Raw genomic sequence first — 15,597 nt, forward strand, 5'->3', positions numbered from 1 at the left:
AGGAAAACTTACAAATTTTTTGCCCCAGGGCGGCCCGGCTCTGCCTCTAGAGCTCCTCCCGGCGAATTTCCGCCCCCAGCTTGCGCAAATCGCCCTCCAGGTTCTGATAACCCCGGTCAATGTGCTGCAGCCCGGTGATGGTGCTCCGGCCCTCCGCCCCCAGGGCGGCCAGGGTCAGGGCCGCGCCGCCGCGCAGATCGTCGGCCCGTACTGCCGCGCCATGCAGGCGGGGCACGCCGCACACCACGGCCACACGCCCCTCCACCCGGATATCCGCCCCCATACGGGTCAGCTCATCCACATGGCGGTACCGGCTTTCAAAAATATTCTCCACAAAGAGTGTGGTCCCTTCGCTGCGGGACATGGCCGCCATCAAAATGGCCTGCGCGTCCGTGGGAAACCCCGGATAGGGCGCGGTGCGCACCGGGCGGACTCCCCGCAGAGGCTCCTCACACCGGATGGCAAGACAGTCCCGACCGCTGCGCACCGCACACCCCGCCTCCGTCAGGACCGCGGTGACGGTGGACAGATGCCTCCAGTCCACGCCCGTAACCTTCACCTGGCCGCCGGCGCAGGCCGCGGCGGCCAGGTAAGTGGCGGCCACAATCCGGTCCCCCATCACTGTGAACTCGCCGCCGTGGAGCGGCTTTCCCCCCTCCACCGTGATCACAGAGCTGCCGGCCCCCCGCACCTTGGCGCCCAGGGTCCGCAGGAACTCCTGCAGATCCACAATCTCCGGCTCCCGCGCGGCGTTGGTGATGGTGGTGGTGCCGGCGGCGGCAACCGCGGCCAGCATGGCGTTCTCAGTTGCCCCCACACTCGGGATGGAGAGCACCACGTCGCCGCCGGTGAGCGCTCCGGAGCAGGAGAGGCGTCCCCCCTCCTCCTCCACCGTCCCCCCCAGGGTCCGGATGGCCGCCAGATGCAGGTCAATGGGGCGGGGGCCCAACTCACACCCGCCGGGGGCGCACAGCTGTGCCCGGCCCATGCGCCCCAGAATGGCTCCCAGAAAGATGACGGAAGAGCGCATCTCCCGCATCAGCGCATCCGGCACGTCCACACCGGCGGGGGCCGAGGCGTCCACGCTCACCGTGTCCCCCTCCCAGCGCACGCCGCAGCCCAGATGCCGCAAAATCTCCAGCGAGGCGGCCACATCGGACAGGCGGGGACAGTTGTGGATCACACTCTCTCCGTCTGCCAGAAAGGCGGCCGCTAAAATGGGCAGCACGCTGTTTTTTGCTCCATGTACCCGGACGCTCCCATCCAGGCGCCGTCCGCCTTCCACCAAAAAAGCACTCATAAAGTCCGTCCTCCGCATTTTTATGGTTGATTTTAGTCAAACCATACTATGCGCAGGCGCACTTTGGGGTTAACAGTGCAGCAGGTCCTCCAGCGTCCGGTAAATCTGTTCCGCCGCGTCGGGCACGGACACCTCCCGCAGGGCGCGGCCCATGGCCTCCCGTTTCGCCGGACCATTCATCAGCTCAGAGACCGTGCGCAGCAAAACGTCCGGCTTTCCCGCGCACTCCGCCTCAGGCAGAAGCGCCGCCGCGCCCCGCTGGGCCAGCACCTGGGCGTTTTTGGTCTGGTGGTCGGCCACCACATTGGGGGAGGGCACCAGCACCGCGGGCTTCGCGATGGCCGTCAGCTCCGCAATAGTGGACGCCCCGGCCCGGCAGAGCACTAAGTCGGCGGCCGCCATGACCAGCGGCATGTCGTAGATGTACTCCCGCAGCTCGATTCCGCAGCGCTCCAGGGAGAGACCTTCCCCCTCCAGGGCGTTGCGCATAGACTTGTAATCCCGGCCAGCGCCGTGGATATGCCGGAACGGCGCGCCCATGCGGCATTCCTCCGCAATCAGCTTGACGGTCAGATCGTTCATGACTGTTGCGCCCAGAGAGCCAAAAAAAGAGAGCAGCAGGGGCCGCTCGTCGGTCAGGCCCAGCTTTGCCCGTGCCTCCTTCCGGGTATAGCGGAAAAAGTCCTCCCGCACCGGCGTTCCGGTCACCACCACTTTTTCCGGGCAGTCGTAGTGGCTGCGGCTCTCCTCAAAGCCTACCATCACCCGATCCACCACCTTGGACAGGGCTTTTGTAGTCAGCCCCGGGACGGCGTTGGACTCGTGCACTGCCGTGGGGATGCCCCGCTGTGCGGCGGCCTTCACCACCGGGAAGGAGGCGTAGCCCCCCGTGCCCACCACCAGATCGGGCCCAAAGCGGTCCAGAATAGCCGCGGCCTGCTTGGCGGACCGGTTCATATTCAGCAGGGTTTTGACATTGTGCCCAATGGCCGCCGGCGTCAGGGAGCGCTGAAAGTTGGTTATGGTCACCGTCTCAATCTCATAGCCCTCCTTGGGTACCAGCCGGGTCTCCATCCCCCCGTCGGCCCCCACAAAGAGCACCTGACAGCCGGGGTTGCGGGCCTGGAACATCTGGGCCAGCGCCACGGCCGGGTTTACATGCCCCGCCGTGCCGCCGCAGGTAAAGAGGATCTTCATCGTTTCAGCCTCCAGTCAGCCCTGTTTCGGGGCCGGAATCTGCCGTGAGACCGACAGGACAATGCCCATTTCCAGCAGCTGTATCATCAGCGCCGTACCGCCGTAGCTGAAGAAGGGCAGAGAGATGCCGGTGGTGGGCAGCAGGTTGGTCACCACCGCAATATTCAGGAACACCTGCACCGCCAGCAGGGTTGTGATACCCACCACCAGCAGCGCGCCGAAGCGGTCGCGGGCGTGGATGGCGATCCAGTATCCCCGGATGATGAGCAGGGCGAAGAGGATCAGCACCACCGCCGCGCCCACCAGGCCCAGCTCCTCGCAGACAATGGCAAAAATAAAGTCGTTCTCCGGCTCGGGCAGATAGAGAAATTTCTGGCGGCTCTTTCCCAGCCCCAGGCCCAGCAGGCCGCCGGAGCCGATGGCGTACAGGGACTGAATGATCTGATAGCCGCCATCCTTGGGATAAGCCCAGGGGTCCTTCCACACCAGGATACGCTTGGATTGATAGCCGCTCATCATCAGCACCAACAGGCCGCAGAGTCCGGCGGCCCCGCCGATAAACCAGTAGAGCTTGATGCCCGCGGCAAAGAGCACCGCCGCCGCGCCTGCCATAATGAGAATGGTGCCCGACATATGGGGCTCCTTCATCATCAGGAACGCGATGATTCCCAGAATGACCACATAGGGCACCAGCTCCAGCAGGCCGATGCGGTCCAGCAGGCCCGCCACGCCGCTGAGGTAGGAGCGGGGATTGAGCCTTCGCTGCTTTTCCGTATTCCGTTTGGAGAGCCGGGCAGAGAAATAGAGGATCACGCCCAGCTTGGCGATCTCCGAGGGCTGGAAGCTTCCCACCAGGGGAATGGCAATCCACCTCTGGGCGCCCACGGTCGTCCGGCCATAGCCGAAGGGAAGCACCAGCACCAGCAAGATAATGGAGATCCCCAGCACAAAGACCGACATCCAGCGCAGGCTCTGGTAGTTGATCTTGGACGTAATGTACATCACCGCCAGTCCGGCCACGGCAAACAAAGCCTGGCGGACAAAGTAGTAGGTGGGATTGTAGCCCGAGCTCTTGCTGTAAAACGCGGTAGCGTAAGAGGCGGAGAACACCATAATCACACCGATCCCGGTGAGCAGTACCACCAGCATCAAAAACGGCATATCCACCGGCCCCCGGGCCAGCTGCTCCTCCATGGTCAGGTCGCGCTTTAATTTCGGCACAGTCCGCTCACCTCCGCTTCTCTGCCTTTCTCCCTCTGAAAAAAGCCCCTTTAGGAAATATACCGCTCCCACACGCCGGCAAAGGCCAGCAGGCAGGCCAGGGCGGAGACCAGGGTAAACACCGCCACAACCTTCTTTTCCTTCCAGCCGCACATCTCAAAGTGGTGGTGCAGGGGCGCCATCTTGAAGATCCGCTTGCCATGGGTGGCCTTGAAATAGGCCACCTGGATAATATCGGACAGAGTTTCCGCAATATAGACAATTCCCACCAGGATCAGAATCAGGGGCATGTCGGCCGCAAAGGCCAGCCCGCACACCATGCCGCCCAGGAAGAGAGAGCCCGTGTCCCCCATAAAGACCTTGGCGGGGTGGTGGTTAAAGAGCAGGAAGCCCAGCAGACCGCCCAGCAGGGACGCGGAGAGAACACTCAGCTCATCCAGGCCCCAGAGCGCGGTGACGGCGGTAAAAAACACCGCTACCGGCACGGTCACGCCCGAGGCCAGGCCGTCCACCCCGTCGGTGATGTTCACCGCGTTGACCGTCCCCACCATGACGAAGGCTGCAAACACCATATACACGGGCCAGGGCAGAGGAATGGTCACCTGAGCGAATGGAATGTAGAGGTTGGGGGACAGGTACCCCTCGTACCGCAGGAGCACCGTCATAAGGACGGCCGCCGCCAGCTGCAGCAGGAACTTCCACCCCGCGGTCAGGCCGGTGTTTTCATGGTGGACCACCTTCATATAGTCGTCCAGAAAGCCGATCACCCCAAACACCAGGGCGAACAGGTACACGTACACCGCACCCCGGTCCCCGGCTGCGATCTCCCGCCACCCCAGCGCCGCTGCGGTGACGGCAATTGCCAGGACAAACATGAGCCCGCCCATGGTGGGCGTCCCCTGCTTGGACATGTGCCACGCGGGGCCGATCTCCTTAATGGACTGCCCGGCCTTCAGCCGCCTGAGCGCGGGAATCAGAAACGTTCCGATCAGGGCGGTGAGGGCGAAGCTCACGGCTGTGCTGATCGCTGCCAGTACAAACATCATCTTTTGGAACCTCCAGCTTTTTCACGGAACATCCGCTATTTTCCACTTGCACAAGCAGGTATTGTACCATAGCCGCCTGGAATTGGCAACCTCAAACCCCGTCCGGCCCGCTCATGCTCCGCCGAAATAGTCCGCCACAATTTCCCGCTCGTCCATGTGCAGCTTTTCTCCGTTTACTTCCTGATACGTCTCATGACCCTTCCCGGCCAGCAGCACCACGTCCCCCGCTTTCGCCAGGCTCAGGGCCAGGCGGATGGCGGCGCGCCGGTCCGGCTCCACCAGCACCTGCGCTTCGGCCCCCTCCATCCCGGAGCAGATCTCCTCCAGAATCGTCTGGGGCGGCTCGGTGCGCGGATTGTCGGAGGTGACCACCGCCACATCCGCCAGCGCCCCTGCCAGCGCCCCCATGACCGGCCGCTTGGTGCGGTCCCGGTCGCCCCCGCACCCGAACAGGCAGATCACCCGGCCCGGGGTAAAGTCCCGGACGGTAGTAAGAATATTTTCCAGCGCGTCCGGGGTGTGGGCATAGTCAATGATAACGGTGTACTCCGCCGGAACAGGAACCACCTCAATGCGCCCCTTGACCCCCTTTGCCCCGGAAAGGGCCCGGGCCATGGCGTCCAGCGGCAGGCCCAGCGCCAGTCCGCAGGCGAGCACCCCCAGGGCATTGTAGATGGTAAAACCACCGGGGATGGGCAGGCCCACCCGGGTAATCGCTCCCCGGGTCACCGCCTCAAATTCCACCTTTCCTGGAAAAAGCCGGATATTTTTGGCCGTCAGGTCCGCCGCGTCCTTATTTTCCGAATAGGTCACCACAGGGCAGGTGACCTGCCCTGCAAAATAACACCCGGCCTCGTCGTCCAGATTCAATATGGCTGTCCTGCTCTGTTGAAACAGAAGCCCCTTGGCCTGCCGGTAGGCCTCCATGGTGCCGTGAAAATCCAGGTGATCCTGGGTCAGATTCGTAAAAATACCGGCGGCAAAGGAGATGCCCGCCACCCGGCACAGCGCCAGGGCGTGGGAGGAGACCTCCATCACCACATGGGTGCAGCCCGCGTCCGCCATCTCCCGCAGAAGCTTCTGCACCTCCCAGGACTCAGGGGTGGTGCGGTACGCGGGAAAGCACTTCTCCCCGATCAGATTCTGATTGGTTCCGATCAGGCCCACCCGAGCGCCCGCCGCCCCCTCCAGCATGGCCTTGAGCAGATAGGTGGTGGTGGTTTTCCCATTGGTACCAGTGACACCCAAGATGGTCATCTCCTCCGCCGGGTGTCCAAACCAGTTGGCGGAAATCAGCGCCAAGGCCTCCCGCGGATCCTCTGCCACCAGCCAGGGGCCGGGGCCGTCCGGCGGGGTTTGACAGAGCACCGCCGCCGCGCCGCGCTCTAGGGCCTCCCGGATAAAACGGTGTCCGTCGGTCTTATACCCCGGCAGAGCCGCAAAGAGGCAGCCGGGGGTCATCTCCCGGGTGTCATAGCATATTCCTGAAATTTCCATTTCGTGGACGTATTGGGCGCTCAGCGCCACCCCGTCCAACAGACTTTCCAGCCGCAAATTCTCACCCCGAATCAAAAGTCCGTCATTCCGGCGCACGCTGCGCCCCGCACATTCCCCCGGCCCGGCCGGCGAAGTATTTCGTTCTCCCTCCCCCTCCCCTCGGAGAGCAGAAGGGGGCACGCGGGGGAACAGGGCTCCCCCGCAAATCCGGCGCTCCAAAGGCGCAAATGCATTTTCCGCAGAAAATGCCCGGATTCAAAAGCCCCATCCGGCGCCGCCGCCGGAATTGTCAATAAACTGCACCTCGATGGCGGTGCCCCGGTCCACACTGGTGCCCGCGGCCACCGCCTGCTTGAGGGCCACGGTATCGCTGCCATAGTCGGTGGTTCCGGTCGCTTTCAGGTAGAGGCCCACGCTCTCCAGCGCCTGCCGGGCCGCCTGGGCGGTTTTTCCTTCCACGTTGGGCACCTCCACCTGGTCGGTAGGCATGTCGGTACCCATATAGAGCACCACCTGGCTGCCGCCAGGGATCGACGCACCCGAGGCGGGAATCTGCCCGGTGACCGTATCTCCGTCGCCAACCGTGCGCACGGTCAGATTTGCGTTTTTCAGCTGAGTCGTGGCTGTCGCCAGGGTCTGTCCGGAGACATTTGGTACGACCACATCCGCCTGGGCGGAGTAGCTTTTTTCCACACCCATATGATCCAGAATATCCTCCAGCAGCTCACCGGCCATAATGGCCGCCATGTTGCCGCCGCTGATATACCAGCCGCCGGAGGTGTAGTTGCTGCCCGGAGAGGCAGGCTTGGGGTTGTCGTAGGCCAGCAGGATCACCACCTGCGGGTCGTCCGCCGGGGCAAAGCCCAGGAAGGATACGATGGTGTGGTCCTCCTCTCCGGTCTCGGAGGAGCCGGTCTTACCGCCGATGCGGTATCCCTCCACACGGGCGTTTTTGCCCGTGCCCCCGTCCACCACGCCCTCCAGGATGGTGCGGCAGCGCTCGCTGGTGGCCTCGCTGATGACCTGGCGCACCTCCGTGGGCTCCACATGCTTGATGGTATTGCCCTCCGCGTCCGTGATGTCGGACACCACATAGGGCTGCATCAGGTGTCCGCCGTTGATGACCGCAGAGGCACCGGTAATCAGCTGGATGGGCGTGACCTTGAAGCGCTGTCCGAAGGAGGCCGTGGCCAGGGACGCCTCGCCGTAGATTCCGGTGAAATATTCCCGGTCCCACACCAGGCCGCCCTTGGAGTTGTCGGCCTCGCCCTGCATGTCAATGCCGGTCTTGCCGATCATGCCGAAGTCCTCTAAGTAGTCGTAAAATTTCTCCGCCCCCAGCTTCTTTCCGATGGCAATAAAGGCCGGGTTGCAGGAGTTGCCCACCGCGGTGGCCAGATTCTGGTCCCCATGTCCCTCCCGCTTGGAGCAGCGGATGGTATGGCCCGCCAGCGTCACGCTGCCCGAGCAGTAGAAGTGATCGCTCTCGCTGACCACCCCCTCCTCCAGGGCGGCGGCCAGCACCATGGACTTGAAGGTGGAGCCCGGCTCGTAAGTGTCCACAATGGCCTTGTTGCGCCACTGCTGGTTCTGCACCTTGCCCAGCGCCTCCAGATAGGCCTCTTCCGTGGCATTGGGGTCGTTCTCCACCGCCTCCAGGTAGGCCGAGAGCACCGGATCCGTCACCCCCCAGGGGTCGTTCAGGTCATAGGTGGGGGAGTTGGCCCAGGCCAGAATGGCGCCGGTATTGGGGTCCATGGCAATGGCAAAACCCCCGTTCTGCACCTCAAAGGTCTCCACCCCTTTCTCCAGAATCCGCTCGCAGAAATACTGGATGGTGGCATCAATGGTCAGGGTGAGGTTGTTTCCGTCTGTGGCATCATAGTAATCCTCAAAGCGGTAGAGCATCTCGGTGCCCGCGCCGTTCTTGGCGGTCACCACCCGGCCGGTCTCTCCGGCCAGGTCCTCCTCATAGATGGCCTCCATGCCATAGGCACCCTTGCCGTCGTTGTTGTAGTTGACCCAGCCGATAACCTGGGCGGCCAGGCTGTTGTACGGGTAATAGCGCTTGGTGGTGGGCATGAGGTAGATGCCATGCTGGAGATTGTTCTCGGTAATAAACTCCCGAACCGCGTCCGACTCGGTCTGCTCCACCCGCCATTTGAGCATTTCATATTGGGAGCCGGTTTTGGCCAGGCGCTTGAGAATGTCCGCCTCGTCCAGCCCCAGGATCTCCGCCAGGTTGGAGGCGATGAACTCATTGGTGGGTTCCGGATAATCCGGCCCCTTCTTCCCGCTCTCCTCCGCCTGCTCCACCTTTTTGCGGTAGCTCTCCTGCGTCTCGGCCACATCCTTGGGAGAGAGCTGTACATTGTACACCGTGGCGCTGATGGCAAGTGGGGTGCCCTTGCTGTCATAGATGGTACCCCGGTTCGCGGACACCGTGGAATCACGGGTCTGCTGATCAATCGCCATCTGCTCATATTTGTCGTGCTCGGTAATTTGAATCTGATAGAGCTTGACGAAAAGGGGCACAAACGCCACCACGCCGAAAATTCCCATCAGGAACAGCGTCCGCACCAGGATGGTGCGGTTTGCCCTCCGGTCCGGGTGCTGTGTGGTTTTTTTCTTTCCGTGCGCCATGATTGGGGTTCACCTCACAAAAAAGCCTCTTTCGGTGGAACTGCTTCTCTTCTGGACTGCACAAGGGCGTAAGAAAAACCAATTTTTCTTACGCCCTCACACGGAAGGCCGCCTCAGGGCAGCCCGATTATTTCTTTTGGGGTCTGCAAATGAAGTATATGGTGCGTTTTACTGAAAATATTCCAGGATCTCGGAGCAGATGGATCGGATGCTCTCCACCGCGCCGGCAATTCCCGTCCTGCCGGTCTCCTCCCGAAAAAATTCCACGTTGTCCGGCTCGGAGAGGTCTACATAAATAATTTGACCATTCTGCGGCTTGCCCATGGCTCCACTGGCCGCCGCCTGTTCCTCAATGCTGCTCAGATCATAGGCCAGCTCATACTGTGCCCGCAGCTTCGCCTCCTCGCTGCGCAGCGTGGTCATCTGGCTGCGCAGGTCCACCACCTGGTCGGAGATGGCGTTGAGCTTCACATAGCTGAACAGCAGCAGCACGGCCAACAGCCCCACGGCCAGAAAGCCCGTTACCGCAAACACGGAGACCTTACCCGCCTCCCGCACCTGAACACGGGGACGAACAGCGGAGCGTTCCCTGGGCCGCACCTGCGGACGGGGCTGAAGGACCTCGCTCCCCTCCAGCTGGCGGGCGGCAGAGCCATCGTAGGCGTCAAAGCCCACGCGGCGGTAATTTCTGTATTCCGTACGGCGTTTGGCAGCAGTCGCCATAATGGCTCAACTCCATTCTCTCGTGTGTCGTTCTCTCTATCGCTTTTCCGCAACCCGGAGCTTGGCGCTTCGGGCGCGGGGGTTCTCCTCCAGCTCCTTTGCGCCGGAGACAATTGGCTTTTTGCTGATCAGCTTCACCTGGGGCGTTTTCCCACACACGCACACCGGGAAATCCGGCGGGCAGGTACAGCCCTTGGCCGCGGCGGCCAGCGCGTTTTTCACAATGCGGTCCTCCAGTGAGTGGAAGGAGATGACCGCCAGCCGGCCGCCCGGATTCAGCCTGGGCACCGCGGCGGTGAGCATCCGGTCCACCGCGGCCAGCTCATCATTCACCGCGATGCGGATGGCCTGAAAGCTGCGCTTGGCCGGGTGCTGCTTTTCCCGCAGGGCGGCAGCTGGCATGGCGGAGCGGATCACCTCCGCCAGCTCCAGGGTGGTCTCAATGGGAGCCTTGTCCCTGGCCCGAACGATGGCCGCCGCAATGGCGGGGGCATACCGTTCCTCCCCGTACTGAAAGAGGATCCGCCGCAGCTCCTCCTGGGGCCACTCGTTTACCACCGTTCGGGCCGTCAGGGTATCGGTCTGATCCATGCGCATATCCAGGGGCGCGTCGTTTCGATAGGAAAAGCCCCGGGACGGGTCGTCCAGTTGGGGGGAGGACACCCCCAGGTCAAAGAGCATCCCGTCCACGCCGGAGATGCCCAGATCCGTCAGGAGCTTGTCCAGCCGGTCAAAATTGCCGTGGACCAGAGTCACCCGGTCCCCATAGGCGGAGAGCTTGTCCGCCGCCGCATCCAGGGCCGCCTGGTCCCGGTCAATGCAGATCAGCCGCCCCGTGCTCAGGCGCCGGGCAATCTCCAACGAGTGCCCGGCCCGGCCCAGCGTGCCGTCCACATAGACGCCCTCCGGCTTGATCCTCAGCGCCTCGATACACTCCGCAAGGAGCACGGGTCGGTGGGAAAAATTCATCTCGTCCATCTCAGAATCCCAGTGCTTCCATGCAGGCGGACATCTTTTCCGGAGTCATTTCCTCTTCCTCCTGGGCCTCCCAGGCGCCCTTGCTCCAGATTTCCGCCCGGTCGTGAACACCGATGATCACCGCGTCCTTTTCCAGGGCCGCGTATCGCCGCAGCTTCTGAGGGATAACGATGCGCCCCTGGCTGTCCAGCTCGCATTTCGCGGCGTTGGCGAACAGCGGACGCATCGCTTTCGATTGGCTCATGGGCAGGCTGGCAAATTTTTCAGTAAAGCGGTCCCAGGTCTCCAGGGGATAGATGGCCAGGCACGCGTCCACGCCCATGGCCAGATAGAAGGTGACGCCCAGCTCCTCCCGGAGCTTGGCGGGAATGAACAGGCGGCCCTTGGCATCAATGCTGTGCTCATAAGTGCCGGTCACGCTGTTCACCTTCCTCCACTTTACTGTTTTTTTCTGCCCTTCTGCTCCATTTTACTCCACCAGCATTCCTAGTATACTTTTTTTGTTACAGAATTGCAATAGTTTTTTCTCTCTTTTTTCAGAGGAAAATGCCTTTATTTTGCTCAAATAAACGCTTTTTCAGCACAAAAACAAATGTTCGATTGCAAAGCGGTTACAACCGGTTGCAAAGCAATCACAACGATTAGTGGTTGTTATGTCTACCGCATCTATATCTTGTGGTTCAGCAGCCGACATGCCGGATGCTCCGCCAAGGGGGACAAAACATTCGGTGTGTAAAGCATTGAAAATTTTACCAAGCGCAGCAAAGAAAAAAGGCGGGTCCGCAGCTGCGGACCCGCCCCGTTTTCTCTCAAATTGTGTTATTCATCAGCCTCAGCGTCGTAAACCTGACGGCCTCCGCCCGCCGGGGCGGCGCCCCCGGCCAGAGAACGGAACCGGGCCCGGGACTTTTTGATCTCATCATAGGCCTCGGCAACCGCCTCCTCCGTGCGGCGCAGCGCGTCGTCACAGTAGTCGTTGGCCGCCTTGCGCAGCTCCCGGCTGCGCTCCTCAGCGACGCGGACCAGCTCGTTGCCCTTCTGCTTGGCCTGGGCCAGCAGCTCGTCCTCCGCCACCATCTGCTTGGCCTTCTCCTCGGCCTGCTTGCGGATGAGCTCTCCCTCCCGCTTGGCGGAGGCGATATACTCCGCTCGGGCCGCCATCAGCTTCTTGGCCTCCGCCAGCTCCACCGGGAACTGTCCGCGGATTTCATCCAGCAGATCCAGGGCCTTGTCCCGCTCGATCACGCACTTTTCGCTGGACAGGGGGACTCCCTTGGCCTCGTCAATCATCTCAAAAAGCATGTCCAGTAATTCTTCCACACCGGTGGCCATTAGGCATTCCTCCTGTCTTCCATACGCTGATTCACATCTTTGATAATCTCCCGGGGGACAAAGTCCGTCAGGTCCGCCCCGTAGTAGGCCATCTCCTTCACCACGCTGGAGCTCAGATATGTATACTTGGCGCTGGAGGGCATAAACATGGTGTCCAGCCGCGGATTGAGCTTGCGGTTGATCAGGGCCATCTGCACTTCCTTTTCGTAGTCGGACACGGCCCGCAGGCCCTTGACCACGGCGCAGGCCTTCTTCTGCCGGGCGTAATCGGAGAGCAGTCCGGAGGACTGCTCCACCTCCACATTGGGCAGCTTGGCCACCACCCGGCGGATGAGCTCCACCCGCTCATCCGGGGTGAACAGCCCCTTGTTTTTCTCAGAATTGACCATGACGCAAACAATCAGCCGGTCAAAGCACACGGCCGCCCGTTTGATAATGTTCAGATGTCCCAGGGTGATGGGGTCAAAGCTGCCCGGATAGATTGCTGTCTTCAGATAGCTCACATCCTTGTGTACAGCCCCGGGTCAGACCGCGCGGCGGTACAGAGTTAGTTTAATCTTGCCGTAGCGGTACTCCCGGCCCTTCTCATAGGGCACCGGCAGGTCCGGAAGTTCTGCCTGTGCGGCACTTTCGCAGACTATTATACCATTTTCTGTTACAATGTCAATCTTGGCAATCAGAGTCAGGCTCTTCTCCAGCAGGTCGGAGGCGTAGGGCGGGTCCAGAAAGATCAGGTCGAACCGTTCTCCGGCACCGGTCAGGAACGCCATGCAGTCCCCCTGCACCACCCTGGCGTGTTCCTCCAACCTGGTGTGGGCCAGGTTCTCCCGGATGACTGCGGCCGCCTCCTTCCTCAGATCCACAAAAGTGCAGTGGTCCGCCCCCCGGGACAGGGCCTCGATGCCCAGCTGTCCGGTGCCGCCGAACAGGTCCAGCACCCGCCGCCCTTCGATATCAAACTGGATGATATTGAAAATGGACTCCTTCACCTTATCGGTGGTGGGCCGGGTCTCCAGCCCGGGCAGCTCCTTGAGCCTCATTCCCCGGGCGATGCCGGTAATTACTCGCATATCATCGTTCCTTTCCGATTTCTCTCACTTGCCGCAGGCATCCAGTTCGTACCAGCGGGAAAAGCCGGGGGCGATCTCCCCGCCCGGCGGCTGCTCTGCCGGATCCACCGTCGCCCGGTAGACCTCGGACAGCTCGCCGTCCCGGCGATCCTCCACCGTCGCCTCCAAGCCCTCCCGTCCGTTCTCCAGGGCGACCGGGTAGTCGATTTTCAGGCGGCGCACACAGACCAGCCCGCCATTCTCAAACCGATAAAAGCACGTTTCATGGGCCCCAATATTGTACCTCATAAAAGTACGAATCACTCGTTCCTCCGGGTACAGCTGCGCGCTGCACAGATTGTTGAGGCCGTATGGATCCTGCTGAAACGCCTGATGTTCCGCATACCAGATATAGTAGGAAGAAAAGCGGTTGCTCCCCTCCCCGACGGCCACGATAAAGTGGAAATCCAGATTGCCGTCAAAATTCACATCCTCCACGGTCAAGTCAACCGCTTCGTTGGAGCAGTAGTAGGCATCCTCGAAGTGCTGAACCGGCCTGGAGTCCCCCCGCTTCTCATAGATATTGACATCCAGCACCCTGCCATCCCCCGCCGGACGCCCCGTCTCTACCAGCTCGATCCAAAGCGTCCTGTCCCCCGCCGGGAGTTCCGCTCCCCAACTCTGCACTTCCGGCGGGAGGGATGGCGGAGACTCCGCCCCGGAGCAACCACAGAGGAGCGCCAGCGCAAGGCACAGAAATAAACTCCGTCTCATGGCGCCGTTCCCGCCCTCTCCCGGAAAAAGTCATAGACCGCCCGGGCGGTGTTTTTGGGCACGGCCTCCTCCAGCTCCGCCAGGGATGCCTCCCGGATGTTTCTGACACTCTTGAAGCGCTTGAGCAGCTGGGCGCGTCGGCGTTCCCCCACGCCAGGTATTTTGTCCAGGACCGAGCCTTTTACCCGCTGATTCTGCTGCTGGCGGTGAAATTCAATGGCAAAGCGGTGGGTCTCCTCCTGAATCTGGCCCACCAGGGAGAATACCGCCTGATAGCCCTGGATACCGATCTCCCGCCCCTCTGAGGTCACCAGCGCGCGGGTACGGTGGCGGTCGTCCTTCACCATGCCGAACACCGGGATGGAAAGGCCCAGGGTATCCAGCACGCCCTCCGCCACCCGGGCGTGGTTGGCGCCGCCGTCGATGAGGAGCAGGTCGGGCCGCGCGGCAAATCTCTCGTCCCCGTCCAGATAGCGCCGGAAGCGCCGCTGGAGCACCTGCTCCATGGAGGCATAATCGTCGGGGCCGTCCATGTCCCGCAGCTTAAAGTGCCGGTAATCCCGCTTCAGGGGCTTTGCGTTGACATAGACCACCATGGAGGCCACAATGTCGTCCGCCCCCTGGTTGGAGATGTCGTAGGACTCGATGCGCCGGGGCGGCCTGTCCAGCCCCAGCAGCTTAGACAGCAGCTCCAGGAGCTTGCTCTGCCGCTCCTCCCGGCTGGTCCAGCGCTCCACCTCCTCGGCGGCGTTCTTGTTGGCCAGGCGGATCAGCTCCGCCTTGGCCCCCCGCTGGGGGGTGACCAGATTCACCCGGTATCCGGCGTTCTCCGACAAGAGCCGGGTCAGGGGTGCCTCGTCCTCCACCTCGCAGGGGAGCAGGATCTGCCTGGGCAGATGGCCCCGGGGGCCGTAATACTCCCGCACCAGGGCGGAGACAATGTCCGCCGTGTCCTCCTCCATAGGGGTCTCGATCAGCTCCCAGTCCTTGGCGGCCAGATCGCCCTCCACATAGTGGAGCACCACAAAGCAGCTGCGGGTGGCCTCCCCACGGAAAAAGCCCACCACGTCGGTGTCCGCCAGGCTGCCCGCCACCACCTTCTGCCGTTTGCCCAGTAATTCAATGGCCCTGTAGCGGTCCCGCAATTCCGCCGCCTTCTCGAAGCGCAGCTCCTCGGCGGCCTGGGCCATCTCGGCCTGGAGCTCCTCCCCCACCTCCTTGAACTGGCCCTCCAGCAGGCGCACCGCCTGGTCGATGGCCTCCCGGTAACGGGTCTGGTCCATCTCCGGACGGCAGTAGCCGTCGCACTGGCCCATGTGGTAGTTGAGGCAGGGGCGCTCCTTCCCGATGTCCCGGGGGAACTGCCTGCGGCAGGATGGCAGCTTAAGGGCGGTGCGCAGCGCGTCAATGATGCCCTGGGTGGCCCCCCGGCTGCCGTAAGGGCCGAAGTAGCGTGCCCCGTCCTCCGCCGCCCGGTTGGCCAGGGAGAAGCGGGGGTAGACATCCTTTACGTTCAGCCGGATATAGGGGTAGCCCTTGTCGTCCTTGAGCAGGATGTTGTAGTGGGGCTGGTGGCGCTTGATCAGGGAGTTCTCCAGCACCAGGGCTTCAAACTCGCTGTCCGCCACGATCACGTCAAAATGGTCGATCTGGCTGACCATGGCCCGGGTCTTTTCCGTGTGGGAGGCCAAGTTGGCAAAGTACTGGCTCACCCGGTTCTTCAGGGCCTTGGCCTTGCCCACGTAGATCACCTGGTTCCGGGCGTCCTGCATGATGTAGACCCCCGGCTTGAGCGGCAGGGCATGGGCTTTTTCTTTCAGTTCGTCAAAAGTCATAA

The 15,597-nt window shown here is 62.1% G+C and carries 14 protein-coding genes; all 14 read right to left on the bottom strand.

Going from position 1 to position 15,597, the window contains the following annotated elements:
* Nucleotides 1-46 precede the first annotated feature (46 nt).
* The 14 genes from murA to uvrC all read right to left on the bottom strand — a co-directional run bounded on the left by murA (nucleotide 47) and on the right by uvrC (nucleotide 15,595).
* Complete coding sequence (gene murA / locus H9Q75_RS05480; RefSeq protein ID WP_186565173.1) at nucleotides 47-1,300, bottom strand: UDP-N-acetylglucosamine 1-carboxyvinyltransferase; 1,254 nt, start codon at nucleotides 1,298-1,300, stop codon at nucleotides 47-49.
* A gap of 69 nt (nucleotides 1,301-1,369) precedes the next feature.
* Nucleotides 1,370-2,497 (bottom strand): undecaprenyldiphospho-muramoylpentapeptide beta-N-acetylglucosaminyltransferase, encoded by a 1,128-nt coding sequence (gene murG, locus H9Q75_RS05485; RefSeq protein ID WP_186565174.1) that lies wholly within the window; start codon nucleotides 2,495-2,497, stop codon nucleotides 1,370-1,372.
* Nucleotides 2,498-2,512: 15 nt separating this feature from the next.
* Entirely contained in the window at nucleotides 2,513-3,664 is a 1,152-nt protein-coding gene (gene ftsW, locus H9Q75_RS05490; RefSeq protein ID WP_186565390.1) for a putative lipid II flippase FtsW, read from the bottom strand.
* A 104-nt stretch (nucleotides 3,665-3,768) separates the two neighbouring features.
* Nucleotides 3,769-4,764, bottom strand: a complete 996-nt coding sequence (mraY, locus tag H9Q75_RS05495) for a phospho-N-acetylmuramoyl-pentapeptide-transferase (RefSeq protein ID WP_186565175.1) — start codon at nucleotides 4,762-4,764, stop codon at nucleotides 3,769-3,771.
* Between the two features lie 111 nt (nucleotides 4,765-4,875).
* On the bottom strand, nucleotides 4,876-6,318 hold the full coding sequence (locus H9Q75_RS05500; RefSeq protein ID WP_186565176.1) for a UDP-N-acetylmuramoyl-L-alanyl-D-glutamate--2,6-diaminopimelate ligase: 1,443 nt from the start codon (nucleotides 6,316-6,318) through the stop codon (nucleotides 4,876-4,878).
* A 198-nt stretch (nucleotides 6,319-6,516) separates the two neighbouring features.
* On the bottom strand, nucleotides 6,517-8,904 hold the full coding sequence (locus H9Q75_RS05505) for a penicillin-binding transpeptidase domain-containing protein (protein WP_186565177.1): 2,388 nt from the start codon (nucleotides 8,902-8,904) through the stop codon (nucleotides 6,517-6,519).
* A gap of 168 nt (nucleotides 8,905-9,072) precedes the next feature.
* Nucleotides 9,073-9,627, bottom strand: coding sequence for a hypothetical protein (locus H9Q75_RS05510; RefSeq protein ID WP_186565178.1), 555 nt, complete (start codon nucleotides 9,625-9,627; stop codon nucleotides 9,073-9,075).
* A gap of 36 nt (nucleotides 9,628-9,663) precedes the next feature.
* Complete coding sequence (gene rsmH, locus H9Q75_RS05515; RefSeq protein WP_207720788.1) at nucleotides 9,664-10,596, bottom strand: 16S rRNA (cytosine(1402)-N(4))-methyltransferase RsmH; 933 nt, start codon at nucleotides 10,594-10,596, stop codon at nucleotides 9,664-9,666.
* A gap of 10 nt (nucleotides 10,597-10,606) precedes the next feature.
* Nucleotides 10,607-11,023 carry a division/cell wall cluster transcriptional repressor MraZ gene (mraZ, locus tag H9Q75_RS05520; RefSeq protein ID WP_186565391.1) on the bottom strand — a complete coding sequence of 139 codons (417 nt, stop codon included), beginning with the start codon at nucleotides 11,021-11,023 and terminating at the stop codon, nucleotides 10,607-10,609.
* A gap of 401 nt (nucleotides 11,024-11,424) precedes the next feature.
* Nucleotides 11,425-11,937, bottom strand: a complete 513-nt coding sequence (locus H9Q75_RS05525; RefSeq protein WP_186565180.1) for a type 2 periplasmic-binding domain-containing protein — start codon at nucleotides 11,935-11,937, stop codon at nucleotides 11,425-11,427.
* A complete protein-coding gene (gene coaD / locus H9Q75_RS05530) occupies nucleotides 11,937-12,431 on the bottom strand; it encodes a pantetheine-phosphate adenylyltransferase (protein ID WP_186565392.1) in 495 nt (164 codons plus the stop codon). The genes H9Q75_RS05525 and coaD overlap by 1 nt, the downstream gene beginning before the upstream one ends.
* A 30-nt stretch (nucleotides 12,432-12,461) precedes the next feature.
* Complete coding sequence (gene rsmD / locus H9Q75_RS05535; RefSeq protein ID WP_186565181.1) at nucleotides 12,462-13,007, bottom strand: 16S rRNA (guanine(966)-N(2))-methyltransferase RsmD; 546 nt, start codon at nucleotides 13,005-13,007, stop codon at nucleotides 12,462-12,464.
* Between the two features lie 24 nt (nucleotides 13,008-13,031).
* Nucleotides 13,032-13,583, bottom strand: a complete 552-nt coding sequence (locus H9Q75_RS05540; RefSeq protein ID WP_207720774.1) for an XAC2610-related protein — start codon at nucleotides 13,581-13,583, stop codon at nucleotides 13,032-13,034.
* A 173-nt stretch (nucleotides 13,584-13,756) separates the two neighbouring features.
* Nucleotides 13,757-15,595 carry an excinuclease ABC subunit UvrC gene (gene uvrC, locus H9Q75_RS05545; RefSeq protein WP_186565183.1) on the bottom strand — a complete coding sequence of 613 codons (1,839 nt, stop codon included), beginning with the start codon at nucleotides 15,593-15,595 and terminating at the stop codon, nucleotides 13,757-13,759.
* Nucleotides 15,596-15,597 lie beyond the last annotated feature (2 nt).

The sequence above is a fragment of the Lawsonibacter celer genome (assembly GCF_014281125.1).
GTDB lineage: Bacteria > Bacillota > Clostridia > Oscillospirales > Oscillospiraceae > Lawsonibacter_B > Lawsonibacter_B celer.

Bases quoted from the DNA above. Each gene is read 5' to 3' on its own strand.
- murA (WP_186565173.1), bottom strand. From the start codon at position 1,300: ATGAGTGCTTTTTTGGTGGAAGGCGGACGGCGCCTGGATGGGAGCGTC.
- murG (WP_186565174.1), bottom strand. From the start codon at position 2,497: ATGAAGATCCTCTTTACCTGCGGCGGCACGGCGGGGCATGTAAACCCG.
- mraY (WP_186565175.1), bottom strand. From the start codon at position 4,764: ATGATGTTTGTACTGGCAGCGATCAGCACAGCCGTGAGCTTCGCCCTC.
- H9Q75_RS05505 (WP_186565177.1), bottom strand. From the start codon at position 8,904: ATGGCGCACGGAAAGAAAAAAACCACACAGCACCCGGACCGGAGGGCA.
- H9Q75_RS05510 (WP_186565178.1), bottom strand. From the start codon at position 9,627: ATGGCGACTGCTGCCAAACGCCGTACGGAATACAGAAATTACCGCCGC.
- rsmH (WP_207720788.1), bottom strand. From the start codon at position 10,596: ATGAATTTTTCCCACCGACCCGTGCTCCTTGCGGAGTGTATCGAGGCG.
- H9Q75_RS05525 (WP_186565180.1), bottom strand. From the start codon at position 11,937: ATGGCCACCGGTGTGGAAGAATTACTGGACATGCTTTTTGAGATGATT.
- rsmD (WP_186565181.1), bottom strand. From the start codon at position 13,007: ATGCGAGTAATTACCGGCATCGCCCGGGGAATGAGGCTCAAGGAGCTG.
- uvrC (WP_186565183.1), bottom strand. From the start codon at position 15,595: ATGACTTTTGACGAACTGAAAGAAAAAGCCCATGCCCTGCCGCTCAAG.